This window comes from Acetomicrobium sp. UBA5826 (assembly GCF_002433005.1).
In the GTDB taxonomy this organism is placed as follows: domain Bacteria; phylum Synergistota; class Synergistia; order Synergistales; family Acetomicrobiaceae; genus Acetomicrobium.
This window is the reverse complement of sequence record NZ_DJHF01000015.1, coordinates 36,567-62,050: the sequence shown is the minus strand read 5'-3', so window position 1 is coordinate 62,050 and position 25,484 is coordinate 36,567. Positions and strand designations below refer to the sequence as shown.

Below are 25,484 nucleotides of genomic sequence, written 5' to 3'. Positions count from 1 at the left end.
CCTGCACTAGCCCTGTAGATCCAATACTACAGGGCTAGTGAAAGGCCAGAGGAGGAAGAGATATGTTTAGCACGGTAAATAAACCAGCAGAGAGGGTCGACGCCTACGAGAAGGTGACGGGGAGGGCAAAATACGGAGCTGACCTTCAGTTTGCCGGGATGCTTTACGGCAAGGTGCTTCGGGCAAAGCATCCTTCGGCGAGGATAAAAAGCATTAACGTAGAGAAAGCTCGCGCCATACCGGGCGTATGGGCTGTCATGACGGCCCAAGACGTTTTCTGCAACGAAATAGGTGTCATTATACAGGACCAGCAGGTCCTGGCCAAGGAACGCATTTACTATATAGGCGACGGCGTAGCCATGGTGGCAGCAGAATCCCTTGAGATCGCTGCCAAGGCCTTAGAAGCTATCGAAGTGGAATACGAAGAAATAGAAGGGATTTTTGACCCCATAGTGTCAAAGGAAAGCGATCCTATACATCCTGAAAGAGCCAGCAATGAAGTGGTACACCATAAATTGAGAAAGGGCAACGTCGATGAGGGCTTTGCCGGAAGCGATGTCATCATCGAAAGAGAGTACGAGACGCAGTTCGTGGAGCACAGCTACATAGAGCCCGAGGCCGTCGTGGCTGTCCCTCATGAAAACGGAAGCCTGGTAACGATCTACGGTTCAGTTCAAAACGTCTTTGCCACCAGGGATGCCGTGGCAAGGTGTCTTAAAGCCGACCTGAGCAAGGTAAGGGTCGTTCAAAACCACATAGGCGGCAGCTTTGGCGGCAAAGACGAAGTCGTATCCGCCATGGCCTGCAGGGCAGCCCTTTTGGCCTTAAAGACCGACAGACCCGTTAAAATGGTAAATACCAGGGAAGAGTCCATTCTGGAAAGCTACAAAAGGCATCCCTATAAGATGAAATATAAGGTAGGAGCTACTAAGGACGGCAAGCTGATGGCCATGGAAATTGAGGCTATAGCCGATGGCGGAGCTTACGCCTGCCAGACCCCCTTCGTCACCTGGAGATCCGTCGTTCAGGCGACGGGGCCTTACGAAGTGCCCAACGTCAAGACCGATACCTACGGATATTATACTAACAACGTATACACAGGCGCCATGCGCGGCTATGGCTCCCCTCAGGTGATATTTGCAAATGAGTCTTTAATGGACGAGATGGCCCAGGAACTTGGCATAACTCCGCTTGAGATAAGGCTTAAAAACATCTTGAAGAACGGTTCGATGACGGCGAGCGGACAGAAGCTTGACCGCCATGAGGTAAGCCTGGCTGAAGTCATGAAAAAGGCCGCAGAGGCCATAGGCTACGAAGAAAAATACAGGGAATACAGCAAACCCCAAAGGGGCGACAAGCGCAGAGGCATAGGCATGGCTATAAGTTTCAGGGGCTGCAGCCTAGGCGCCGAGGCCGTTGACGGCGCCGGAACGGTTTTGTCCATCCAAAAGGACGGAAGCGTCTATCTTTACAGCGGCCTGGCAGAAAACGGCCAGGGTCTTAAGACAGCCTTCTGTCAGATCGCAGCGGAAGAACTTGGCATAGAGATGAAACATATAACCTTCCTCGAGGCAAATACCTTGATCTCGCCGGACAGCGGCTCCACCGTAGCGTCGCGCTCCACCTTAGTAGGAGGAAACTCCGTTATGAGGGCCGCCGAGAACGCCAAGAGGGCCCTTTCCCGCTTTCTGGCCGAGGAGTTCGGACTGCCTTCAAGTGACCTGGTGTTCAAGGAAAACTGGATATATACTCCCGATGGCAAAAAGCTGATTTCCTTCGCTGAGGCGGCTAACAAAGCTTTTTGGGCCGGCGTTCAGCTGTCCCACGTCGGATGGTATGTGGCGCCGAGCATCCACTGGGACGAGGAGGAAGGAAGGGGTAATCCCTACTTCACCTACGTCTACGGCTGTCAGATAGCCGAGGTAGAGGTAGACATGGGGACGGGCGAGGTGACGGTGTTGAACATGGCGGCCGCCCATGACGTGGGACGGGCGATAAATCCTGAGATGTTGAAAGGGCAGATATACGGGGGAGTTATGATGGGCCTGGGTTACGGCATCATGGAAGAGGTGGAGACCGACGAAGGTTATATCGCAAACACCAACTTCGACGAATACATAATTCCCACCTCTAAGGACATGCCCAACATAATCCCCATAATCGTCGAAAATCCCGACCCCGACGGACCTTTCGGCGCGAAATCCATAGGAGAACCTACGCTTGAGCTTGGCGCAGCAGCCATAGCCAACGCCATCGCACAGGCTACGGGCAGGAGGATAAGATCGCTGCCGTTGAACTTGGAGAGGGTGCTTTTGGGCCACCCCTTGAGGAAAGGACGTGGCAAAAAATGATAGACTATGAATTTTTTAAAGCTCCTTCTTTGAAGGAAGCACTGGAGTTTCTCGGCTCTCACGAAGGCGTGAAAGCCATAGCAGGCGGGACGGACCTATTGGTGGACATCAGGAAGGAAAACGCGCGTGCTAAGGGTTTCAAGTATTTGCTCGACATAAGCGGATTAAAGGAATTAAAGTTCATCGAAGAAAGAAATGACTGCGTGGCGATAGGGGCTTTATCCACTCATACGATGCTTGTGGAGTCTCCCGTAATTAATAAACACTTTCCCTTGTTGGCCTCCGCTGCCAAGACCATAGGTTCCACCCAAATAAGAAACAGAGGCACCGTGGGGGGGAATATAAATAACGCCTCACCCGCCGCCGATCTGCTTCCTCCTCTCATTGCCCTAAAGGCGCATGTGAAACTGCGTACTTTAAATGGCGAAAGAAAGCTTCCACTGGACGAGTTTTTGGCCGGTCCCTACAGGACGAACCGTCAAAGCGACGAAATTATGACGGAAGTATGCGTGCCCCTGCTCGGCGAAGGTTACTTTACTAATTTCCAAAAGATAGGAAGAAGAAAGGCCATGAACATAGCCAGGCTTAATCTGGCGGTCGTCTTGGGCATAAAAGACGATACCGTCTTTGACCCTAGAATTGTGCCGGGCGCAGCGACGGCGTACCCGATTCGTTTCGGCAAGACCGAGGAAGCAATTTCCGGCAAAAGGATTGGCGACATTGATCCAGCCGAGATAGGCGAAAGGGCAAGCGAGGAGATGATCTCTGCCACGGGCGTTCGCTGGTCAACGCCTTATAAGCGCATAGCCCTGGCAAGCCTGGTAAAGCGCGCCTTGGAGACGATTTTTAGGGAGGCGAAGGCCAATGAGTAATATCGAAGTCACCATCACCGTAAATGGAACGAAACATCGCCTTATGGTCGGGCCGAAGGAAAGGCTGCTTGACACCTTGCGGGAGCGCCTTCACCTTACGGGCACGAAGGAAGGTTGCGGCGTCGGGGAATGCGGAGCCTGCACGGTAATACTTGACGGTGAGGCGGTGCATTCCTGCTTGATTCTGACGGCTCAAGCCGATGGAAGCGAGGTCATTACTGTCGAGGGCCTGGAAAAAGAAGGTCAACTTCACCCGTTGCAGGAGGCATTTATAAAGCATCACGCCGTACAGTGCGGCTTTTGCACGCCCGGCATGCTCATGTCCGCCAAGGCCTTGATCGATAAAAACCCTAACCCCACCAGGGAGGAGATAAAGACCGCCATAGAGGGAAACTTATGCCGCTGTACGGGGTATGAGCAGATCATAGAGGCGATAGAGAGTGCAACCAGGGCGCTGGAGAGCCGTTGAGAAGGGGCAGAATGTAATTTATTCGGATCGGTTGAAATATCGATCAAGAAGGGAGGGGCGGGAATGCTCATATTAAAAGGCGGGACAGTTGTAACCCTTGGCGAAGACTGCAGGGTCATAGAAGACGGCGGTCTGGTCATAGACGGCGAAACGATAGTTGCCGTGGGCAAAAGTGATGATATCCTTGCAAAATATGGCAATAAAGAAGGGGTAACGGTTAAAGACTTGGGGGGAAGGCTCGTGATGCCCGGCTTTCTCAATGCCCATATGCACCTTTACAGCAGCTTCGCCCGAGGCATGTCCATAGCGGGTCCCTCGCCAAAGACCTTTAAGGAGATACTGGAGCGGCTTTGGTGGGGTATGGACAAAGATCTTATGACGGAAGAGGAGCTTTACTACAGCGCACTTGTAGGCGCCATAGATTCGCTCAAAAGCGGAACGACTGCGATACTTGATCATCATGCCTCCTTTGGCATGATCGAAGGAAGCCTTGACGTGCTTGAAAAAGCCTTAAAGGACGTCGGAATTAAGGGGTCTTTGTGTTTTGAGGTCTCTGACCGTTGGGGACCGAAGGCAAGAGATGCCTCCATTGAAGAAAACGTGAGGTTCATTAAAAAGAATACAAACGATCCCTTTGTTCGGGCGATGTTTGGGCTTCACGCTTCTTTCACGCTTGAGGATGAAACGATAAGGCGCTGTGCGGGGGAAGCAAGGGATTTCAACGCTGCCTTTCATTTTCACTTGGCCGAAGGTTTGGCTGATGTGACCGACGCCAGAGAGAGGGGTTACAAGGGCGTAACGGACAGGTTGTACGAGCTTGGTGTCTTAATTCCTGGCAGCCTTGCCATTCACGGAGTGCATATAGATGAGCCCGAAATCGAGCTTTTGGCGAAATGTGGCGTAAATGTCGTTCATAATCCGGAGTCCAACATGAACAACGCCGTGGGCGTGCCAAACGTCGTGGGGATGATCGCAAAGGGCGTTAATGTGGGCTTGGGGACCGACGGCTACACCCCTTCCATGCTTGAGTCTGCCAAGGTGGCTTACATAATACACAAGCACGAACGCAGGGATCCGACCGTGGGCTGGACCGAGACGGCGAAGATGCTTTTTGAGTCAAACGCTGCGATCTTTTCTGCCCACTTCGGTAAACCCATGGGGGTTATAAAGGAAGGAGCTGCTGCCGACCTGGTCGTCCTTGATTACTATCCACCAACGCCCTTGACGCCCCAAAACCTTTTAGGCCATCTTATATTTGGCATTCGTGATAGCGCGGTAAATTCCGTTATAGTAGGAGGCCGCGAGGTCGTAAGAGACCACGTCCTAGTGAGCATGATTGAAGAAAGCGTCATGGCGGAAGCCAAAAAGGTGGCAGAAAGCTATTGGAAGAAAAGGAGTTGAAAGCGATGGAGTGGTATTTTCCAAAAAGCCTGGAAGAACTGGCAGAGCTTTTAAAGGAAGAGGGTGTGTTTATCCATGCAGGCGGCACGGCTATAAAGGAAGAGAGGATAAAATCGGCAAAGCGGGTTATTGACATCTCCTCTTTACCCCTAAACTATGTCAAGAAAGATGGCGACATCTGGCGCATCGGAGCGACGGCAACCCTGAGTCGAGTTATGGACTCCTTAGAAAGCGACCACTTGCTTGTCAAGGCTTTAAAATGCACGGCGACGACACCTCTAAGAAACCGCATCACCGTCGGTGGAAGCGTGTTTTTGTCGCCCCTTTGGTCTAACTTTATGGGTCCCCTTTTAGCGTTGGATGCAAAATTGAACGTTGTAGGCAAATTAAACGGCACCTATTCATATGAAGAGTTCTTGTCGAACAAGGCCAAATTTCAGGGATGCGCCGTGACAGAAGTCAATTTTCAGGCAGGCGGCTCGACGTGCTTCTTTTTCGACAGGTTTGCCCGTACCGCAAACGATTATTCCGCTTTGACCGTTACGTTGGGCTTTTCCATGAAGGGCGATGTAGTAGACGAGGCGAAGATAGTCGTTACCGGTTGCAAGAAGGTCTACGAAAGGCTGAATGCGGTTGAAGCCGGCTTTAAGGGTAAATCGCTGAAAGCTATTGACCCTGATCGCCTTTTTGACGACGTGAAGCTTGAGTTTGCAGACAAACCAGCAGGAAGCGGCCCTTATCTGGCCGAGGTCGCAAGGGTATTGCTCATGCGCGGGTTTGACGCCTTAGCAAGTGCGAGGTGATGGAGATGAAGGCATCGTTTAACATAAACGGAAAAGTACACGAACTGGAATTCGCTCCCCATGCCAGGCTGTTAGACCTTTTGCGCGACAACGGCTTTACGGAGGTAAAATGCGGCTGCAGGGAAGGCTTTTGCGGCGCCTGCAGCGTTCTGCTCGATGGAGAACTCGTAAACTCCTGCATGGTTTATGCTGCTTCCGTAGGCGAAAGAAAAATAACGACGGTCAAAGGCATAGGGTCTATTCACGAACCCCACCCGATACAAGAGGCCTTCGTTGAGGCGGGAGCAGTACAGTGTGGATTTTGCACTCCTGGCATGGTGCTTGCCACTTACGCCTTGCTTCAAAGAAACCCTGATCCTACCGACGAAGAGATAAAGGAAGCCCTTGACGGAAATTTCTGCAGGTGCACGGGTTACGTAAAGATAATAGATGCCGTGAAACTTGCCGCGAGGAAGGTGAAGGAAAATGACTGATTATATCAACATTGGAAAAAATAAGGAGAAAGTCGATGCCCTGGCGCTCGCGGCGGGCGAACCGCTCTTTGCTGACGACTTTGCGCTTAAAGATCCCCTTCATATAGCTTTTCTGTACTCGCCCCACGCTCATGCGAAGATAAAAAGCATAGATACAGTCGAAGCCGAATCGATGCCGGGAGTCGCGCTGGTGTTGACCTACAAAAACACCCCAAGGGTACTTTACACCTCCGCAGGCCAGTCACATCCGGAGCCTTCGCCCTACGACATGTACATGTTCGATGAAAAGGTGAGGTTCGTCGGCGACAGGGTGGCCCTGGTAGCAGCAGAAAGCGAAGAGATAGCGAAGGAAGCGGTGAAGAAAATCAAGGTGGAATACGAGATGCTTCCTGCCCTTTTCGATATTGAAGAGGCCGAAAAAGATGGAGCGCCCGTACTTCACGACGGAGAAGAGCACGTCATGATACCTTCCGCCATATACAGGCCGGAGAAAAACCTTGCTGCCAGGATAGCCTTCTTATATGGCGATTCACAGAAAGGATTTGAAGAGGCGGACTTCGTGCAGGAGGCAACTTACTATACCCATATCGCCTCCCACTGTGCCCTGGAGACGCACGTGACGAAGGCCACGTTTGATCACTACGGCAGACTGGTTCTCATTACCTCGACTCAGGTTCCCTTCCACGCCAGGAGGATAGTTTCCAACATATTGGGAATTCCTCTGGGCAAAATAAGGGTGATCAAGCCCCGCATTGGAGGCGGATTCGGGAGCAAGCAGGAAGTGCTGCTTGAGCCTTACGTGGCATTGGTTGCATGGAGGACGAAGCGGCCGGCACAGATAGTAACCTCCAGGGAGGAGTACTTCGTATCGGGAAGGACGAGGCACGCCATGCGCTCCAGGATAAAGATGGGCGTCAAAAACGACGGCACAATCGTCGCCATGGAGATCGATGACCTCATGAACGCAGGTGCATACGGGCCCCATGGGCCTACCGTCCTGGCAAATACGGGCGCCAAGGTACTTCCTCTCTTCAACAAAATAGAAAACGTCTCTTTCTACGCCGACTGTGTATACACCAATCTCCCCGTCGGCGGAGCCTATAGAGGCTACGGAGCCACCCAAGGATTTTTCGGGCTCAATCAGCACATAGATCACATAACGAGGCTTCTCGGCATAGACATGGCCGAGTTCGTCAAGAAGTGGCACATAAAGACGGGCGAGACCTCAGAGGTCTTCAAAGCCATAGGCGAGGGCAAGACCGGACACGAGCAGGTCGTCACTTCCTGTAAGCTTTCCGAGTGCATAGACGAGGCTGCACGAGTCATCGGGTGGAAGGAAAAGAGAGGAGCCAAAAGGAAAGAGGGCGACAAATGCTACGGCGTCGGAATGGCCGTAGCGACCCAGGGATCGGGCATTCCCCTGATAGACATGGGCGGCGCCCACATAAAGATGAACGAGGACGGCTCCTTTAACCTTTACGTTGGGGCCACAGATATAGGGACGGGCTCCGATACGGTGCTCGCCCAAATTGCGGCCGAAACATTAAAGGTGCCATCGGAGAAGATAATAGTGCTTTCTTCCGATACGGACCTCACGCCCTACGACGTGGGAGCCTATGCTTCTTCCACAACTTACGTATCGGGCAACGCCGTCAAAAGGTGCGCCCAAAAGGTGGCGGAGAGGATCATGGAAGTCGCTTCGGAGATGCTCGAATGCCCCAGGGAAGAGCTGACCCTGGGGGTGGAGGAAGTCTCTCACGTAAAAAGCGGCCGAAGCCTAAGCTTTAAAGACGTGGCTTACTATGCCTTTTATGCGAAAAACCAGTTTCAGATCGAGGAAAGCGCCTCCTTTGTCAGCCCCGTGTCGCCCTTCCCTTTTTGTGCCACCTTCGCCGAAGTGGAAGTCGACATAAAGACCGGTATCGTCAGACCCCTCAAGGTCGTTACGGCCATGGACTGCGGCAACGTCTTAAACCCGAAGCTTGCCGAGGGGCAGGTGGAAGGAGCAGTATTAAACGGCGTAAGCTTTTCTCTCTGCGAGGAGTACCTCTTTGACGAGAAGGGGAAGATGAAAAACCCCAGCTTCTGGGACTACAAGGTATATAAGACCACGGACTTACCGGAGATCGTCACTATACTCGTGCCTTCTTTCGAGGAATACGGACCTTACGGGGCCAAATCTGTAGGAGAAGTGGCCATCAATACGCCGGGGCCTGCAATCGCAAACGCCATTTACGACGCCGTAGGAATCAGGATGTACGACCTTCCCATGACGCCCGAGCGCGTCTTAAAGGCAATCAAGGAAAAGGGAGTAGGCTAAGGCAAAAGGGGTGTCCGCTGCGGGATGCCCCTTTGATTTTAAAAAGGATGGTGAAAATAATGGCGTATGATCCCGAACAGGCAGTATTTAAGCAGGAAGTGGAGGCTTTGACGAAGCCTGTTTTGACGATAGACGAGAAGCCGAAGTCCGTGTTTGAAACGCTTTATTACGCCCTCCAGCTAACCTTGGTAGATTTCAGCCCCTTCATCTGGGCTACGGCATTCGTGGCCATGGCGGGGCTTCCGGAAAGCGTTACGCCTTCCATGATAAGCTACTGCTTCATAGGCGTTTTCGTGGCGACGATGATACAGACCACCCTGGGAAACAGGCTTCCAGTGGTGCAGCTTCCTTCCGTTCCCATATTCATAAACATGGCTTCGATAGCCAAAACTTATCCCTACGGGCTCACCACCGCCTGGGGAGCTGCCTTTGCTGGCGGTATTATCGAGGGACTTTTCGGAGCATCCAGAGTACTCACGGTTTTAAGGAAATTCATGCCACCAGTCGTTGTGGGGTCAGTAGTTGCAACTATTGGCTTTGTTATAACCCGCATCTCTCTTTCTTGGGTATTTGCCATTCCGAATGCCCTACATTTGTCACTTGGGATAATAAGTTTTCTCTTTGCCCTCTTTTTGCGGTTTAAACTTAAGGGCCTGATCTCCAGGGGCTTTGTGCTCATCTCAATTCTTATTGTGGGTATAATTGGTGGAACGGTTCTGGGTATTTTCGATTGGGGAAGCGTTGCCCGCGCAGGCTGGGTAAGCCTTCCAAAGCTTTTCCCCTTCAAGGGCTACGACGGTGCGACATCGCCTATGATAATAAGTTTTTCCGCCATTTTATTGGTGCTAACGGGATATGCATGCTCCATGTTTGAGTCCATAGGGGATTATGCTGCCATATGTACCGCAGCGGCCGAGCCTTACAAGGTAAAACATATGAACAGGGGAATAGCTGCCGAGGGCTTTTCCTGCGCTTTGTGTTCCCTTTTCGGAGGCCTTCCTGTCACCAGCGCAAGCCAGAACGCCGGTATCATAGCTTCGACGGGGATCGCAAGCAGGATAGTCACGCAAACAGCGGCTTTTATATTCCTTCTTTACGGGCTGTGTCCCAAGTTTACCACGATCCTGGCTGCGATCCCAAAGTCGGTCATAGGCGGAGCCTTTATAATAAGCGCGGGTTTGATACTGCTTTCTGGCATTAACACCGTCATGTCCGATGTCAAAAACAACTTCGGTAACATGATCGTAGCTGGAGTTACCCTTGGGATCTCCGTCATGATGCCCTACTATTTAAATTTGGACAGGGGCGCCTGGCTTGGGACTTTGCATCCCTTCGTGAAACTTTACCTAACAAATAACGTATTTTTGGCCGTCACTGTGGGTATTGTGAGCAATTTGCTTATAAATTACGTGTTTTATAATAAAAACCAATAATCCCGTTGGATGAGGGGAGATGTTGCCCTTTGGTTGAAAAATTAAAGGTTACGCCGACGGAAAAAGAATTCAGGGATGTTGTCGGAAAGCCCGTCGTCAGGGTAGATGCCTGGGATAAGGTTATGGGGAAGGCAGAGTACATCGATGACTGCCCAATCCCTGGTTGTTGGTACGGGGGCACTGTGAGAAGCGACGTGCCCCGCGGAAGGATCGTTGGTATCAGGCAGGATCCGTCCTTTGACTGGTCGAAGGTGGTCTTTGTGACGGCAAAAGACCTTCCGGGCCCGAATGAGGTGGCCATGGTAAGGCGTGACATGCCCGTATTGGCAGAGGATATCGTAAATTACGTATCGGAACCCATAGCGCTCGTTGCCGCCCCTACAAAGGCACTCCTCAAGGCTGCACTAAAGGCCGTAAAGGTTGAAATCGAACCACTGGAGCCTGTTCTTTCCATCGAGGAGGCCCTTGAGGGCAAAAACGTGATCTGGGGCAATGACAACATACTTGCCAAGTTCGAAGTAAAAAGAGGAGACGTCGACGAGGCATTTAAAGAAGCAGATATCATCATTGAAGAAACTTACAGGACGGGCCATCAGGAGCAGCTTTACCTGGAACCCCAGGGGATGGTGGCCCTTCCCCGCGACGATGGAGGCGTGGAGGTAGTAGGTTCGCTTCAGTGTCCTTACTATATACATGGCGCCATGACGCATGCTTTAAACCTCCCGCCCGATAAGGTCATCATAAAACAGGCCGTTACGGGCGGAGGCTTTGGCGGAAAGGAAGATTTTCCCTCCCTTCTTGCGATACACGCAGCCGTGCTGGCCTTGAAGGCCAAAAGGCCCGTGAAGATCATCTACGACAGGGCCGAAGATATGGTCTCCACCACCAAGAGACACCCTTCCAGGATAAGGCACAGAACAGGGGTAAAAAAGGACGGCACGATAGTCGCCCAGGACGTAGACCTGGTACTTGACGGAGGAGCTTATACGACCTTGAGCATCGTAGTGCTTCAAAGGTCGCTGCTTCACGCTACGGGCTGCTACCAGATACCAAACGCACGAATCATTGCCAGGGCTGTGGCCACAAACACCCCGCCAAACGGTGCCTTCAGGGGCTTTGGCGCGCCTCAAAGCATATTTGCTATGGAAAGACAGATGGATAAAATCGCAAGGACGCTTGGTTTAAGCCCTGTAGAAGTGAGGCGTAAAAACCTGTTAAAGAGCGGAGATGCCTTTCCCTTTGGTCAAAGGGTCGAGGACGACGGTGCAAGGCTAGTCTTTGAGCGTGCCTTGGCGATCTCCGAATACGAAAGAAAGAGGGCCGAATATTCAAAAGATCAGGGCCCGAAAAAACGTGGCATCGGTGTGTCGCTTTTCCTTCACGGAGGAGGTTTTACTGGAGCAGGAGAGCAGAAGATCAACGGAAAAATAAAGCTTTTTGTGGCGAGAGAGTCAGTCGAACTTCACGTGAGCAACGTCGAGATGGGGCAAGGCGCAGCGACGGTGCTCACTCAAATAGCAGCTCAGGGCCTTCAAATTCCCTTCGAGAAGGTGAAGTATTGCCAGCCCGATACGTCCAAGGCCCCTGACAGCGGTCCGACAGTCGCCTCTCGCACCACCATGATCGTGGGAAAGATCGTGCTTCGTGGGACAGAAAAGCTAATTATGCAGCTCAAGGAGTACGTATCCAGGCATTTTGACGTCTCACTTGAGGATATAACCTATGCAAAGGGAACATTTTTTGAAAACGGTACTCCCCTAGCTGACTTTTTTGAAATAGCCCGACGGATCGAGGAAGAAATGGGACCGCTTGAAGTCATAGGCGATTACGTCCATCCCCCGGAGCTTAACTGGGACGACGAGAAATGTCAGGGGGACGCATACCAGGGTTACGCCTGGGGAGCTAACGTTTTAGAAGTAGAAGTCGATACAGATACCTGGGAAGTGAGGCCCTTGCGAGACACCGTTGTCGTTGACGTCGGTACTGCTATAAATCCCTTGCTCGCCCTTGGTCAGGTAGAAGGCGGAAGCCTCCAGGGATTAGGATACGGTTACCTAGAGGTCATAGAGATGGAAGGCGGTAGATACAGGAACAACAGGCTTGCCAACTACGCCATTCCTACCAGCGTCGATTGCCCCGACTTCTTCGTGGAACTTATGGAAATTCCCTGCAGCAGGGGAGCCTTTGGGGCAAAGGGATTGGGTGAAATGCCTTTAAGCGGGGGAGGACCTGCGGTGGCGTCAGCCATTGAGCACGCTACAGGACTTTTTCCCACCAGGCTTCCCGTGACGGGGGAGATTTTGACTTCGCTCGAGCAAGAAGGGGATGAAAGACGATCATGAAGTTACGGTTTACTTTAAACGGACAGGAAGTTACGGCCGAGGCTTCTCCCCTGGACCGACTGCTTGACGTCTTGAGGGAGCAGCTTGGGTATGTTGGCACCAAAGAAGGCTGCGGAGAGGGAGAGTGCGGAGCCTGTTCGGTGATTTTAAACGGAAAACTCGTGAACTCCTGCCTGGTTCCAGCTCTGCAGGTGCGGGGCGGGGATGTGCTCACCATAGAAGGATTGGACGGCGAGGAAGACGCGCTTCAGAAGGCCTTCGTCGAGGAGGGGGCGGTACAGTGCGGATTCTGTATTCCGGGGATGGTCTTGGCAGCACGGGCCCTTTTAAGCGCAAACCCCAATCCCACCAGAGAGGAGATAAAGTGGGCCCTGGCGGGAAACCTCTGTCGATGCACCGGTTACGAACGGATATTTCGCGCCGTAGACAAAGCGGCGGCCGAAGGCTACGGCAGAAAGATTGCTGCTGAAAAGGGCAGAAGGGATAATGTGTCCGAGGAATCGGTAAAGCTTCAGGGAAGCGAGCCCTCCCGGGTATTTTTGCCCGGCGATCTGGAGGAAGCCTTGGAAATTCTAGCAAGGTACCCGGACGTGACCTTGTTGTCAGGTTGTACCGATTTTTACCCCGACCTTAAGAAGGGAAAGCCCGAGCCCGAGAGGGTGATGGACATCTGGAATTTGAAGGAGCTAAAGGGGATAAAGCTCGAAGATGGCTACATGGAGATCGGAAGCGGCACGACCTTTTCCGAGGTCGCCTCTTCGGATTTGGTGAAAAAGCATTTTCCCGCCCTGGCTTATCTTTCGACTTTAATTGGAGCCGTGGCCATACAAAATAGGGCCACAATAGGAGGAAATCTCGTCAACGGATCGGCCGCTGCCGACAGTCCGCCCCTGCTTTTCGTCCTTGGCGCAATAGCAGTCCTTCAAAGCAAAAGGGGAGTGCGCGAAATACCCGTGACGGAGCTTTACAGCGGCTACAGAAAGACTGTTTTAATGCCCGATGAGTTGCTTAAAAGCGTAAAAATACCCCTTCCTTCGGTGAAGTCGCGCCAATTTTTCTACAAAAGAGGTTCCAGGCTTGCTTTAACCATTTCAAGGCTTTCCGTGGCCGGGTTTATCGAGCTCGACGGCGAGGCAGTAGGTGACATCCGCTTAGCGGCGGGAAGCATGTCGCCCGTCCCGATCTTTTTGACTGAGACGGAAAAATATCTCAGGGGAAAGAAACTAACAGAGGAAGTCATTGACGAAGCCCGCCTCATTGCGAGCGAAGAAGTCTCCCCCAGGACTTCGAAGGACTACAGAAAGCGCGTCACGGGCAGATTGGTATCGCGATTCTTAAAGGAGGCAAGATCATGAGCTGCGACGATAGAGCTTTACTTAACAGGCTTATCGACGTAATCGAGAACGACATTTTACCCCAGACTAGAAAATGCGTCCCCCTAGGCCATAAGGTCTTTGGCGGCGCCGTACTTAAAGCAGACGATCTTTCCCTCGTGGTTGCGGCCACCAATCATGAGGGAGAAAACCCCATATTTCACGGCGAGATATATACGATATTGAAGTTTTTTGAGCTTGAAGACCACCCAAAGCCGCAGGACTGCATCTTTCTTTCGACACACGAGCCCTGCTCGATGTGCCTGTCTGCCATAGCCTGGGCAGGATTTCCGAAGATCTATTACTTCTTTAGCTACGAAGAGACGAACGACGTCTTCAATATCCCTCATGACTTGAAGATGTTAAAGGAGGTCTTCGGCTGCGAGCGCCCAAGCCGTAAAAACTCCTTTTTCGAGTCGTACAGCATCATGGAGATGTTGAAGAATTTCCAAGATGAGGAGGCGAAAGTGAGAGTCGAGAGGATAATAGAGGAGTACAACGCGTTATCTCGGCAGTATCAAAGCATAAAGGACGGTATAGATAATATTATAAGAAAGTGATAGAGTTGATATAAACTTAAATTCTCCCTTTACGGAAGAGAAGCGCAATATAATTTTACGGGCAGTCGTTATTTAAGGAGGTGTTCGTATTATGGGTGAGTGGTTGGACAAACGGTTTAACGTAACTGCGAGCGGCAGCAGCATACGCACCGAGATAATTGCCGGCATCACTACTTTTATGACTATGGCTTACATAATATTCGTCAACCCCGCTATTTTAAGCGAAGCCGGCATGGATTTCGGAGCGGTCATGACGGCCACTTGTTTGGCCTCGGCGATAGGGACGCTTTTGATGGCCTTTTTGGCGAATTATCCCTTCGCTCTGGCGCCGGGCATGGGGCTTAACGCCTTTTTTGCCTTCTCGGTAGTGCTCGGTATGCAGGTAGGCTGGGAAGTCGCCCTCGCTTGTGTTTTCATCGATGGAATCATATTCATAATACTGACGGCAGGTAAGGTAAGACAGGCCATCGTCAATGCCGTTCCCTACACGCTAAAGGTAGCGGTTGGAGCGGGCATCGGGATGTTCATAGCCTTGATAGGCCTGATACAGGCGGGCATCATTGTCGATAACCCCGCCACGCTAGTGTCGCTGGGCAATATAAAGTCTGCCGGTCCTATTCTGGCTATGGTGGGGCTTCTTTTCATGGCAGTCCTTCATGCTTATAAGGTCAAGGGGTCCTTGCTTTGGGGTATTTTGCTGATCACCATCGTTAGCATCCCCCTCGGCATCACGACTCCCCCGGAGGGAATCATTTCCGCTCCGCCGAGCCTTTCTCCCGTCTTTTTTAAGTTGGACCTCAAATCTGCTTTGACTTTTGCCATGTTTCCCGTGATCATAACCTTCGTCTTCGTCGACATGTTCGACACCATAGGCACGCTCATAGGAGTTTCCACAAGGGCCGGCATGCTGAACGAAAAGGGAGAGCTTCCCAAGGTCGGTCGTGCCCTCTTTGCCGACGCCGTGGCGACGACTTTGGGTGCATGCCTTGGAACGAGCACCACGACGACCTACGTGGAAAGCGCAGCAGGAGTTGAGGAAGGAGGACGCACGGGTCTTACGGCCCTAGTTGTAGCGATACTATTTTTGTGCGCCCTCTTCATATCACCTATAGCAAAGATAGTACCATCCGTCGCGACAGCGCCTGCATTGGTCATGGTCGGCGTCTTCATGATGCAGTCTCTAAAAAATTTGAACTTCGACGACATAACGGAGATCGTTCCCGCCTGCATTACCATCTTTGCAATGCCCTTTGCCTACTCAATAGCGGAGGGCATCTCCTGGGGGATAATCTCCTATGCCCTGATAAAGCTCCTTGCCGGACGCGGCAGGGAAGTCAGCAAGACGATGTACGTGCTTGCCGTGCTGTTTTTGCTAAAGGAATTCATGCTTTAATAAATACTAAACAAAGGCCTGCCACGCTATGTCCCTGCGGTAATGAGCGTCCCTGAAAGTTATGGACGATACGGCGTGGTAGGCCTTTTCTCTCGCCTGTCTCGGGTCGTCGGCCAAGCCAACGACGGTCAGGACCCTTCCTCCGTCGGTGAAAAATTTTCCCTCGGCCTTTTTGGTGCCCGAATGAAAGACTAAAATGTCTTCCCTATCCTTCAGCCTCTCCAGGCCCTCGATAGGGTATCCCTTTTCGTAACTGCCCGGATATCCGCCCGAGGCCATGACAACTCCAACGGCTGTCGTCTTGGCCTTTATCTCGCCGAACTCCTCGAGGGTGCCGCTGCAGCAGGCAGTGAAAAGATCGCCCCAATCGACGTCGCATATGGAAAGGACGACCTGCGCTTCGGGGTCTCCGAAGCGGACGTTGTATTCAAGCACGTAGGGATCGCCATCGTGTACCATGATCCCGGCGTAGATGGTTCCGATGAAGTCCCTGCCTTCTGCCTTCAAGCCTTCAACTGTCGGGGCTATGATCTCCCTTTCTATCTTGTTTATGAGTGATTCGCTCACCTGAGGCAGAGGAGAGTAGGCGCCCATGCCGCCCGTGTTTGGCCCCTCGTCGCTGTCGAAGGCTCTTTTGTGATCTTGACTTAAAGGCAGCATCCTGTAGCTTTTCCCGTCCGTTACCGCCATAGCCGTCAGCTCGTAGCCCTTTAGAAAGTCTTCGACCACGATAGTTTGGCCCGCTTCACCAAGCCTTCTTTCGACTAAAAGCTCACTTGCAATCTTTTCTGCCTCCTTCATCTCGCTGACGACGAAGGCCCCTTTGCCAGCGGCAAGTCCGTCGGCCTTGATCACGTAGGGAGGAGTCCGTTTGACGAGCGCCTTTTTTGCCTCATCAAGATCGCTGCACACGTCGAAAGGTGCAGTTGGTATGTTTTGCCTTTTCATGAAATTTTTGGCGAAGGCCTTGCTGCCTTCGAGTTTTGCTCCTTCTTTGCCAGGGCCGTAGACCAGGATGCCTTGGTGCCTTAAGGCGTCGGCCACTCCGGCTACCAGGGGGGCCTCCGGACCTATGACGACGAGGTCGATCTTTTGACTCCTTGCCAAATCCGTTACCTCTTTTGCGTCCAGAATATTCAATGGGAAAAGGGGGCACATTTCCGAGATGCCGCCGTTTCCGGGAGCGGCTATCGCTTCCGTTATGACCCTAGATTTTTTAAGGGAGTAAAGGAGGGCGTGTTCCCTTCCTCCGCCACCTAAAATTAGCGCCTTCATTGCGAAACCCTCGCTTTCTTCAATGCTTTCTTCAATGACGGAAGGTCCTTGCCTTCGTCAAAAGCATTGGAACGCCCAGTTTGATGCAGGCCTTCTTTACTTCCTCGTCGCGCTTGGAGCCTCCCGGTTGGAGGATTAGGGCAATTCCAGCCTTGGCAGCTGCTTCTACGCTGTCGGAGAAGGGGAAAAATCCGTCGGAAGCCATGACGGAACCGATTGCTTTTTCTCCTGCATGTTCGATTGCCCATTTTACGGCGTCCACGCGGCTCGTAAAACCTGAAGCGATCGCGATGGTGGCGCCATCCTTTGCAAGGGCTATCGCATTACTTTTTGCAAGTGCGGCCGCCTTCCAGGCCACGAGGGCATCTTGCTTGAGGTCTGGTCTTTTCTCTCCTATCCATTCGCCGCCGTCGAAATCGGGCTCGGGTGGTAGCGTATCTTCCTGGGCTAAAAAACCGAAGGCTGTCTTGGCGATGCGAAAATCGTCGATGTTGCTCACATCAAAGGTCAGCAACCTTAAATTCGGCTTTTTTTGTTGAAACACCTCTAGCGCCTTGGGGGCGAAGGAGGGGGCGACTATTATCTCGTAAAATTTCGTCGAGACCTCGAGGGCCGACTCTTCGTCCACTTCGCGGGTGAAGCCTATTATGCCACCATAAGCCGATACGGGATCGGAGGCAAGGGCGCCTCGGTAGGCAGAGATCAAACTTTCTCCGATGGCCATCCCGCAGGGTGTTGTGTGTTTGATGATTACGCACCCCATGAAGTCGCTTAAAAGCTTTATGCCCTTTACGGCGCCGTCGGCATCGAGGATGTTGTTGTAGGAAAGGGCGCCTCCTCCCAACTTCTTAAAGGGCTTTTCCTTGATTGGGTCTTCGTAAAGTGCAGCGGTCTGATGCGGGTTTTCGCCGTATTTCATATCCATTGCCTTTGTCAGGGCAATGGGGAAAGCCTTGGGGAGAGACTCCTCTTCCGCTATCGTGTCTTTTAAGACGGAATGGATGATCGAATCGTAGGTGGCGGTTCTTGCAAAGGCCTTCAAGGCAAGCCTTTGGCGAGTCTCTATTGTCACGTTACCCAGGGTTTTAAGTTCCTCCGTTATTCCTTCGTAGTCGTCGGGATCGGTGACGATTGTCACGTAGCGGTAGTTTTTGGCAGCAGCCCTGATGAGGGTAACTCCGCCTATATCTATGTTTTCGATCAGATCTCCCAGCCCTGACCTTTTCTTGGCCACTTCCTCAAAGGGATATAAATTACAGGCCACAATGTCTATTAGGGGAATTCCCCATTTTTCTACGTCGGCCAGGTCCATTTGAAAATCCCTGCGGGCCAGTATGCCGCCCAATACGGAAGGATGAAGGGTCTTGACCCTTCCGCCCAAAATATGGGGATAGCCCGAAAGATCGGCGATTTCCTTCACGGGGATACCCTGGCCCTTCAGGTATTGTGCCGTTCCCGAAGAGGAAACTATTTCGTATTCCAATTCGTGCAAGCTCTTTGCCAGCTTTTCTATCCCTCTTTTGTCGAACACGGATATCAATGCGCGCTTAATATGGTCCTTCAATTATCATTCGCCTCCCTTTCTTCCTATAACGTCCTGAAAAAAGCTCTCTTAAGGTCCGCCAGTAAAGGTCGTGTTCTGCCTTATGGATTTTTTCCTCGAGGCTTTCGAGGGTGTCGCTGTCTTCGACGCGGACCTCCCTTTGGCTTAATATGGGGCCGTGATCCATCAGTTCATCGACGAGATGAACGGTGACGCCCGTCACCTTTACTCCGTATTCAAAAGCATCCTTAATTGCACTGGTGCCGGGAAAGGCCGGCAAAAGAGAGGGGTGTATGTTGACGATTTTGTCCCTGTATTTACCGACGAAATCTGAAGAAAGAATCCTCATAAAGCCAGCCAGGACGATCCATTCGACGGATTGGGACAGTATTTTTTCGTTAAGATGCCCCTCGGCCCTTGCCCTCCCTTCATTGTAAGGCAAAATAATCGTCTCAAAGCCCATTTCCCTTGCCTTTTTTATCCCTAAGGCATCCTGTTTGTCGCTTGCCACGAATGAGATGCGGGCCTTTAAATCTCCGCTGAAACACCTCTGGGCCAAAGCGACCATGTTTGTTCCCCTTCCGGATATAAGAACGGCCATCTTCGTCACGGCCCTGTCACCTCGCCAATTAGGAAAGAAGGCTCGTTAAGTTCCTCAAGGGCCTCTTTCAAGGCGGGAAGCTCGCCCTTTTCTACGATGAAGACATAGCCTACCCCGAGATTGAATACTCTTCTCATCTCTCCCTCTTCGACGCCGGCTTGAGCTATGAGATCGTAAATTTTAGGTCTCTTCCAGGAGCCGTAATCTATGGATACAGACAACCCTTCGGGGATCACCCTAAGGACGTTGTCCCTAAGGCCGCCGCCTGTGATGTGGGCCATGGCCTTGACCTTTGTTTTGCGTAGGACCTCCATCACGATCTTGGGATAAAGCCTTGTCGGTTCAAGTAAAACCTTAAAAAGCGGCAGATCCTCACCGAAGGGTTTGCTGTCCAGGTCCAACTTTAATCCGTCGTCGAGAAGGGCCTTTCGTACCAGGCTGAAGCCGTTGCTGTGAAGCCCGCTTGAGGGAAGCCCTACGAGCAGGTCGCCCCCTTGGACGTCGCTTCCTGCAATGACTTCTTCTTTTTTTACGATACCGACGGCAAATCCCGCCAGATCAAAGCCATCGGGCGGATAGGTGCCCGGCATCTCGGCCGTCTCGCCCCCAAGAAGTGCACAACCGCTGTCCCTGCAGGCTTTGGCTATTCCGTAGATCACGGGAGAGTAGCGCTTTCCATCCAACTTTCCGCAGGCAAGGTAGTCCAGAAAAAAAAGAGGTCTGGCGCCGCAAGTAACCAGGTCGTTTACGCTCATGGCAACGAGGTCCTGGCCTAGTCCGTCGAAATGGCCTGCCCTTTTTGCTATCTCAAGTTTCGTGCCAACGCCGTCGCAGCATGCTGCCAGGTAAACTCCTTCTCCCAAGTCATATAGGCCGCTAAAACCGCCTATGCCTGAGACCACCCCCCGGCTTTCTGCTATGGAAGCGGCCTCCTTCACGATTCGGATCCAATCGTCGGCTGCTTTTAAGGAAACCCCCGCCTTTTCGTAGGTCCATTTCATTTTATTATTCCTCCAAATACTTGCCGTCGAAACAGGCCGTGCAAAGTTCATCTGCGGGAAGGTCGATGGAGTTTATCAAATCTTCTACTTTGAGAAAGCAGAGCGTGTCGGCTCCTATAAAATCCCTCAAATCCCCTGTATCCATGGCAGCGGCGGCGAGGTCCGCCGACCTTGGCGTATCTATGCCGTAAAGGCAGGGAAACCTGACAGGGGGAGAAGCTATCCGAAGATGTATCTTGCGCGCTCCCGCCTCGCGAAGAAAGCGAACTGCCAGCTGCGAAGTGGTGCCTCTGACGATGGAATCGTCCACGACCACTATGTTGCGGCCGCGAATGAGCTTGTCGATGGGATTGAGTTTGATCTGAACGCCCAGTTGCCTCACGCGTTGGGTGGGCTGGATGAAGGTCCTTCCCACGTATCTGTTTCTTACTATGGCCATCTCGAAGGGAAGGTCTGAGGCTACGGCGTAGCCCAAGGCTCCGATGGTACCGCTGTCGGGCATGCCTAAGACCATCTCTCCGTCGGGGGAGGGGCACGTCCCGGCCAGGTTCTGGCCAAGTTTTAACCTCACGTCGTAAACCGATCTGCCGTCAATTTCGCTGTCCGGGCGGGCAAGATAGACGTATTCGAAGGAGCATCTGAAACGCCTGGCCGGCTTAACCGGTATGGAAAGGCTCGTTATTTCGCCCCTTTCGATGATTACGATCTCTCCAGGGTTGACGTCGCGTATATGAGTAGCCTTAACGATGTCCAGGGCACAGCTTTCGGAGGCCACGTAGTGAACGCCGTCCCTTTTTCCTATAACGAGAGGTCTGAAGCCCCAAGGGTCCCTTGCGGCTACGAGTCGTCCTTCTATGAGGGCGACGATGCTGAAGGCTCCCCGCAGCTTGCTTAATGCCTTTATAAGGGCATCGATTGGAGGCAAGTCCTGTTCGTGGGCCATTAGGTGGAGTATCACCTCTGTATCCGTTGTTGACTGAAATATAGCGCCCCGCGACTCCAGGTCTCGCTTCAGCATTTCGGCGTTAGTGATGTTGCCGTTGTGGGCTATGGCTACCTGCCCCTTGGAGTAGGTTGCATGAAGGGGTTGGGCGTTTATGATCGACGACTCTCCGGCGGTGGAGTAGCGCACGTGTCCAATTGCGCAACTTCCTCTTTCCTTGGAAAGTTGTTCCTGGCTTAACGCAGCGTGTACCAGGCCCATTCCCTTTTGAAGGCGCAGGGCGCCGCCTTCGTCGAACCAGGCTACACCTGCCGATTCCTGACCTCTATGCTGTAGGGCATAAAGTCCCAAATACACGTCTTCTAAAATAGAAGGTTCCTTCGGTCCTATAACGCCAAAGATTCCGCACATTTTTCGATTTTCCTCCGTTGCCGATCAGGCAAACCTTACGTTTTTGTCTTCCCTGGCCTTTCCGATCTCTTTTACCGGAAAGCCGTCCCATACCTTCAAAAACTCGCTTGTTTTGGCTTCAGGGACGGAATAAAGGGCGCGGGGGCCTCCTTCACCGAACAAGAATCGGACGTCTCCTGCCTTTATCTCAAGGCCAAACTTTGACCCCGAGGCCATCTTTATTGCCGCTAAAGCCAATCCGCCCAGGCTGACGCATCTTCCACAGGTGGCAAGCTTTAAGGCGGCGGTCTTTATTGCCCTTTCGATGAAAGCGCGTTCATCGTCGAAATTGACGGGGTCTGCGGGGCCAGAGATCTTTCCTTCCACGTAGCGCCTATAGGCGCTTGCCTGCAGGCTTGCCTCTTTTCCGACCAAAAATAACCTGTCCGATAATTCCGGCCCTTTGGCCTTGAGGAAATGCATGCCATCAAAAGCTCCGACGGCACAAACGACGGGCGTGGGAAGTATAGCGCCTTCGTGAGATTCGTTGTAGAGGCTTACGTTTCCCGATACTATGGGACAATTGAGCTCCTTACATGCCAAGGCCATGCCCTTTACGACCTCCGATATGATCCAGAAATTTTCGGGGACTTCCGGGGATGGGAAGTTGAGGCAATCGGTCATCCCGAGGGGGTATGCGCCGGCTACCGCCAGCTTTCGTATGGCCATCGCGACTGTTTCCACGCCTCCCGCAAAGGGATCTGCAGCACATGTCCAAGGGTCGCTTGCCGCTGCAAGGGCTATTAGTTTGTCCGCCTCTTTTATATAAAGGATTGCTACTGGATTTCCGGGGCCTAAAGTGGTCCTTGTCTGGACCATGTGATCGTATTGCTCGTAAATCCATGATTTGTCCTCAAATTGAGGTAGAGAGGCCAGAAAATCGACTACCTTCGACGGGTCGCTTCGATCAAGCGCAGCACCTTCAACTTTGGGGTAGCTTACCCCAAATTCATCGGGTTTATGGACCGGCCAGTCTGTCTCTGGGCTCGAGGCAAGAAAGGAGGCGGAAAGGTCTGCTACGATCTCGCCTTTATGTGTCAATACGTATCGGTCTTCGTCGATGATCTTTCCTATAATGGCGCACTCCAGTCCCCATTTATTGGCTATGGCCCTGACTTCTCCGAAATTTGTTTCATCGATGGCAAGGAGCATCCTCTCCTGAGATTCAGAAAGGGCTATCTCGTAGGGTTTCATGCCCTCTTCTCTTAGGGGGACATTATCTAGGTAGATTTCAGCTCCGGCTTTTGCCTTTGCGGCCAACTCTACGGAAGACGACGTTATGCCTGCGGCGCCCATATCCTGCATGCTCACTATAAGTCCTTTGTCCAAAATTTCGAGACAGCATTCTATGAGGAGTTTTTCGGCAAAGGGATCTCCCATTTGGACCTGCGGCTTGCTTTCCTTTACGGATTCGTCGAGCTCCGCCGAGGCAAAAGCTGCTCCTGCAATACCGTCACGTCCCGTCTTTGAGCCCACGAGAACTAAGATGTTCCCCGGCTTTGCCGCCGTTGCGCTTACTACCTTGTCAAGCTCGACCAAGCCAGCGCACATGGCATTTACTAGGGGATTTCCACTGTAGGCGGGATCGTAGTAAGTCATGCCGCCGACGGTTGGAACGCCAACGGCATTTCCGTAGCTTCCGATGCCCCGGATTACGCCTTCCCTCAAAAATTTTGTCCTCCTCTCCTCGGGAGGGCCGAAGAAAAGGCAATCCATAGAGGCTATGGGGCGGGCGCCTACGGCCAGTATGTCCCTGATTATTCCTCCGACTCCCGTGGCCGCGCCCTGGACGGGCTCCACGGCTGAAGGGTGATTATGGCTTTCAATTTTGAAAGCAATGCCTAAGCCCGAACCGATATCGACGATCCCGGCGTTTTCTCCCGGTCCCCGATAAACGTATTTTCCCGTCGTGGGAAACAGGGAAAGCAGCTTTCTGGAGGATTTGTAACTGCAGTGTTCTGACCACATCACGGAAAAGAGCAACAGCTCTGTCTCGTTGGGTTCCCTTCCAAGCGCCTCTTTTATCTTAAGGTATTCCCCTTCCTTTAGACCGTAAAGATTTTTAGCCATCATCGCATCTCCTTTACCCATTTGCTCAATCCCTTGAAGAACCTGACGCCTCCTTCTCCTCCCAGCAGGGGGTGAACAACTCTTTCGGGATGAGGCATGAGCCCCAGTACGTTACCCTCTTTATTCGTTATTCCCGCTATGGCTTTCAGAGAGCCGTTAGGGTTGTCTGCGTAGCGAAAGACTACACAGCCGCTTTCTTCAAGTTTCGTCAAAGAGTCGTCGTCAAGGTAGAAAAGCCCGTCGTGATGAGCGATGGGGAAATTCACTATTTCGTTCTTTTCGTAAAGTTGGGTGAAGGGGGTGTCGTTTCGCTCGATTTTTATTTGACAAGACCTGCATATGAATTTTGTCGATGCGTTCGGCAAAAGGGCGCCGGGCAGAAGCTTTGCCTCGGTGAGTATATGAAAACCGTTGCAAATCCCTATGACCAGACCTCCCCTTTGGGCGAATTCGGCTACGGATTTCATTATGGGAGATTTTGCCGCCATGGCCCCGCATCTCAAGTAGTCGCCGTAGGAAAAGCCTCCCGGGAGGACTACGATATCAGTATCGGAAGGCAGACTTTTTTCCGCGTGCCATATCATCTCCGCATCGGCGTTGCAGCAAAGTTCAAAGGCCCATTTGACATCTCTGTCGCAGTTGCTTCCCGGAAAAATTACAACTGATACCTTCATCTATATTTCCTCCAGTTCGAAGGAATACTCCTCTATGAGGTCGTTCACGAGCAGGTCTTCGCACATTTCCTTTATCCTGGATGCTGCGTCTTCTTGAGATGGAGAGGTCAGGGTAATTTTTATATATTTCCCAACCCTTACGTTTTTCACTTCATCATAACCCAAGGAATACAGCGAAGAAAGGACGGCTTTCCCCTGGGTGTCCAGTACGCCTTCTTTAAGGTAAACGAGGATGTTAGCCCGGTATTCGGCGGAGCAACTTTTCTCCCAGTCCGCGATCCTGCGCCAGATTTCCTCGTAGGCTTCAAGGACGTTTCCCAGGTCCTTCCTGAACCTGTCCTTGTCAAGCCTTTCTTTTGAGGTCATGTCCCAGAAACGGCAGGTATCGGGAGATATCTCGTCGGCCACGAAAATATTTCCTTCATCGTCCATGCCAAATTCAAGCTTAAAATCGACCAATTTAATGCCTTTCTTAGACAAAAATTTATGTAAAATTTCGTTGACCTTTAGGCTAAGTTCCTTCATCTTTTCCACTTGAGGCTTTGAGGCGAAGCCGAAGGCCCTGATGTGGTCTTCCGTTACCAAGGGATCGCCAAGCTCGTCGTTTTTCAGGTAAAACTCCACAAGCGGCGGGACCAGATCTAAGCCTTCCTCGACGCCGAGCCTCTTGCACAAAGAGCCCGTACTTGTGTTTCTTACAACCACTTCCAGGGGGATTATCTTGAGTCTTTTAACGAGCTGATGGTTGTCGTCGAGGAGCTTTACGAAGTGGGTGGGGATGCCTTTATCCTGAAGGAGCTTTAAAAATGTGGCACTTATGAGGTTTGTGAGCCTTCCTTTGCCCTGCATGGTGTCTTTCTTTTGTGCGTTGAAGGCCGTTAAGGAATCCTTGTACTCGAATATCGCAAGGGTCGAATCGTCAGTCTCGTATACTTTCTTTGCCTTTCCCTCGTAAATTAGCTTAATTTTATTCATCTCATCACCTTCGCACATGGAATTTTACCTTACATTTATGGCATAGATGGGTATAAATGTCAATATTTTTTAAGTTTCATTCCTTTCTGCAAAGATCAAGCCCCTAAACTGCTGTAAAAGGTCGTCTAGAAAAGGCGGCAGTCGGTGGAAGGACAAAAAAGC

The 25,484-nt window shown here is 51.9% G+C and carries 20 protein-coding genes; 12 read left to right on the top strand and 8 right to left on the bottom strand.

Annotation, left to right across the window (positions count from 1 at the left end; all coding sequences use genetic code 11):
• Positions 1 to 62 precede the first annotated feature (62 nt).
• The 12 genes from B3N34_RS03900 to B3N34_RS03845 all read left to right on the top strand — a co-directional run bounded on the left by B3N34_RS03900 (position 63) and on the right by B3N34_RS03845 (position 15,790).
• Positions 63 to 2,351 (top strand): xanthine dehydrogenase family protein molybdopterin-binding subunit, encoded by a 2,289-nt coding sequence (locus B3N34_RS03900; RefSeq protein ID WP_286975129.1) that lies wholly within the window; start codon positions 63 to 65, stop codon positions 2,349 to 2,351.
• A complete protein-coding gene (locus tag B3N34_RS03895; protein ID WP_286975128.1) occupies positions 2,348 to 3,223 on the top strand; it encodes an FAD binding domain-containing protein in 876 nt (291 codons plus the stop codon). The genes B3N34_RS03900 and B3N34_RS03895 overlap by 4 nt, the downstream gene beginning before the upstream one ends.
• The gene (locus tag B3N34_RS03890) at positions 3,216 to 3,692 is read left to right on the top strand and encodes a (2Fe-2S)-binding protein (RefSeq protein ID WP_286975127.1); all 477 of its coding nucleotides are present in this window, start codon (positions 3,216 to 3,218) and stop codon (positions 3,690 to 3,692) included. Before B3N34_RS03895 ends, B3N34_RS03890 begins: the two co-directional genes overlap by 8 nt.
• Before the next feature lie 63 nt (positions 3,693 to 3,755).
• A complete protein-coding gene (gene ssnA / locus B3N34_RS03885; RefSeq protein WP_286975125.1) occupies positions 3,756 to 5,093 on the top strand; it encodes a putative aminohydrolase SsnA in 1,338 nt (445 codons plus the stop codon).
• Positions 5,075 to 5,896 carry an FAD binding domain-containing protein gene (locus B3N34_RS03880; protein WP_286975124.1) on the top strand — a complete coding sequence of 274 codons (822 nt, stop codon included), beginning with the start codon at positions 5,075 to 5,077 and terminating at the stop codon, positions 5,894 to 5,896. Before ssnA ends, B3N34_RS03880 begins: the two co-directional genes overlap by 19 nt.
• Before the next feature lie 5 nt (positions 5,897 to 5,901).
• A complete protein-coding gene (locus B3N34_RS03875; RefSeq protein WP_286975122.1) occupies positions 5,902 to 6,369 on the top strand; it encodes a (2Fe-2S)-binding protein in 468 nt (155 codons plus the stop codon).
• Positions 6,362 to 8,689, top strand: a complete 2,328-nt coding sequence (locus tag B3N34_RS03870) for a xanthine dehydrogenase family protein molybdopterin-binding subunit (protein WP_286975121.1) — start codon at positions 6,362 to 6,364, stop codon at positions 8,687 to 8,689. The genes B3N34_RS03875 and B3N34_RS03870 overlap by 8 nt, the downstream gene beginning before the upstream one ends.
• Positions 8,690 to 8,748: 59 nt before the next feature.
• Positions 8,749 to 10,122, top strand: a complete 1,374-nt coding sequence (locus tag B3N34_RS03865) for a uracil-xanthine permease family protein (RefSeq protein WP_286975120.1) — start codon at positions 8,749 to 8,751, stop codon at positions 10,120 to 10,122.
• 29 nt (positions 10,123 to 10,151) lie between these two features.
• Positions 10,152 to 12,464: a xanthine dehydrogenase family protein molybdopterin-binding subunit gene (locus B3N34_RS03860; RefSeq protein ID WP_286975118.1), complete on the top strand. Its 2,313-nt coding sequence runs from the start codon at positions 10,152 to 10,154 to the stop codon at positions 12,462 to 12,464.
• The gene (locus B3N34_RS03855; protein WP_286975116.1) at positions 12,461 to 13,819 is read left to right on the top strand and encodes an FAD binding domain-containing protein; all 1,359 of its coding nucleotides are present in this window, start codon (positions 12,461 to 12,463) and stop codon (positions 13,817 to 13,819) included. The genes B3N34_RS03860 and B3N34_RS03855 overlap by 4 nt, the downstream gene beginning before the upstream one ends.
• A complete protein-coding gene (locus tag B3N34_RS03850; protein ID WP_286975114.1) occupies positions 13,816 to 14,397 on the top strand; it encodes a deaminase in 582 nt (193 codons plus the stop codon). Before B3N34_RS03855 ends, B3N34_RS03850 begins: the two co-directional genes overlap by 4 nt.
• Before the next feature lie 91 nt (positions 14,398 to 14,488).
• On the top strand, positions 14,489 to 15,790 hold the full coding sequence (locus tag B3N34_RS03845; RefSeq protein ID WP_286975112.1) for an NCS2 family permease: 1,302 nt from the start codon (positions 14,489 to 14,491) through the stop codon (positions 15,788 to 15,790).
• A gap of 6 nt (positions 15,791 to 15,796) precedes the next feature.
• Here B3N34_RS03845 and purD read toward each other — a convergent pair whose 3' ends face one another.
• Genes purD through purC form a run of 8 tightly spaced genes read right to left on the bottom strand, consistent with a single transcriptional unit; the run spans position 15,797 to position 25,322 of the window.
• A complete protein-coding gene (gene purD / locus B3N34_RS03840; RefSeq protein WP_286975110.1) occupies positions 15,797 to 17,065 on the bottom strand; it encodes a phosphoribosylamine--glycine ligase in 1,269 nt (422 codons plus the stop codon).
• Between the two features lie 31 nt (positions 17,066 to 17,096).
• Entirely contained in the window at positions 17,097 to 18,629 is a 1,533-nt protein-coding gene (gene purH / locus B3N34_RS03835) for a bifunctional phosphoribosylaminoimidazolecarboxamide formyltransferase/IMP cyclohydrolase (protein ID WP_286975108.1), read from the bottom strand.
• On the bottom strand, positions 18,613 to 19,209 hold the full coding sequence (gene purN / locus B3N34_RS03830) for a phosphoribosylglycinamide formyltransferase (protein WP_349679687.1): 597 nt from the start codon (positions 19,207 to 19,209) through the stop codon (positions 18,613 to 18,615). The genes purH and purN overlap by 17 nt, the downstream gene beginning before the upstream one ends.
• Positions 19,210 to 19,214: 5 nt before the next feature.
• A complete protein-coding gene (purM, locus tag B3N34_RS03825) occupies positions 19,215 to 20,210 on the bottom strand; it encodes a phosphoribosylformylglycinamidine cyclo-ligase (RefSeq protein ID WP_286975104.1) in 996 nt (331 codons plus the stop codon).
• A gap of 4 nt (positions 20,211 to 20,214) precedes the next feature.
• Entirely contained in the window at positions 20,215 to 21,564 is a 1,350-nt protein-coding gene (purF, locus tag B3N34_RS03820) for an amidophosphoribosyltransferase (RefSeq protein WP_286975102.1), read from the bottom strand.
• 24 nt (positions 21,565 to 21,588) lie between these two features.
• Entirely contained in the window at positions 21,589 to 23,673 is a 2,085-nt protein-coding gene (purL, locus tag B3N34_RS03815; protein WP_286975100.1) for a phosphoribosylformylglycinamidine synthase subunit PurL, read from the bottom strand.
• Positions 23,673 to 24,347, bottom strand: a complete 675-nt coding sequence (purQ, locus tag B3N34_RS03810; RefSeq protein WP_286975098.1) for a phosphoribosylformylglycinamidine synthase subunit PurQ — start codon at positions 24,345 to 24,347, stop codon at positions 23,673 to 23,675. Before purQ ends, purL begins: the two co-directional genes overlap by 1 nt.
• Positions 24,348 to 25,322: a phosphoribosylaminoimidazolesuccinocarboxamide synthase gene (gene purC / locus B3N34_RS03800; RefSeq protein WP_349679686.1), complete on the bottom strand. Its 975-nt coding sequence runs from the start codon at positions 25,320 to 25,322 to the stop codon at positions 24,348 to 24,350.
• Between the last annotated feature and the right edge of the window lie 162 nt (positions 25,323 to 25,484).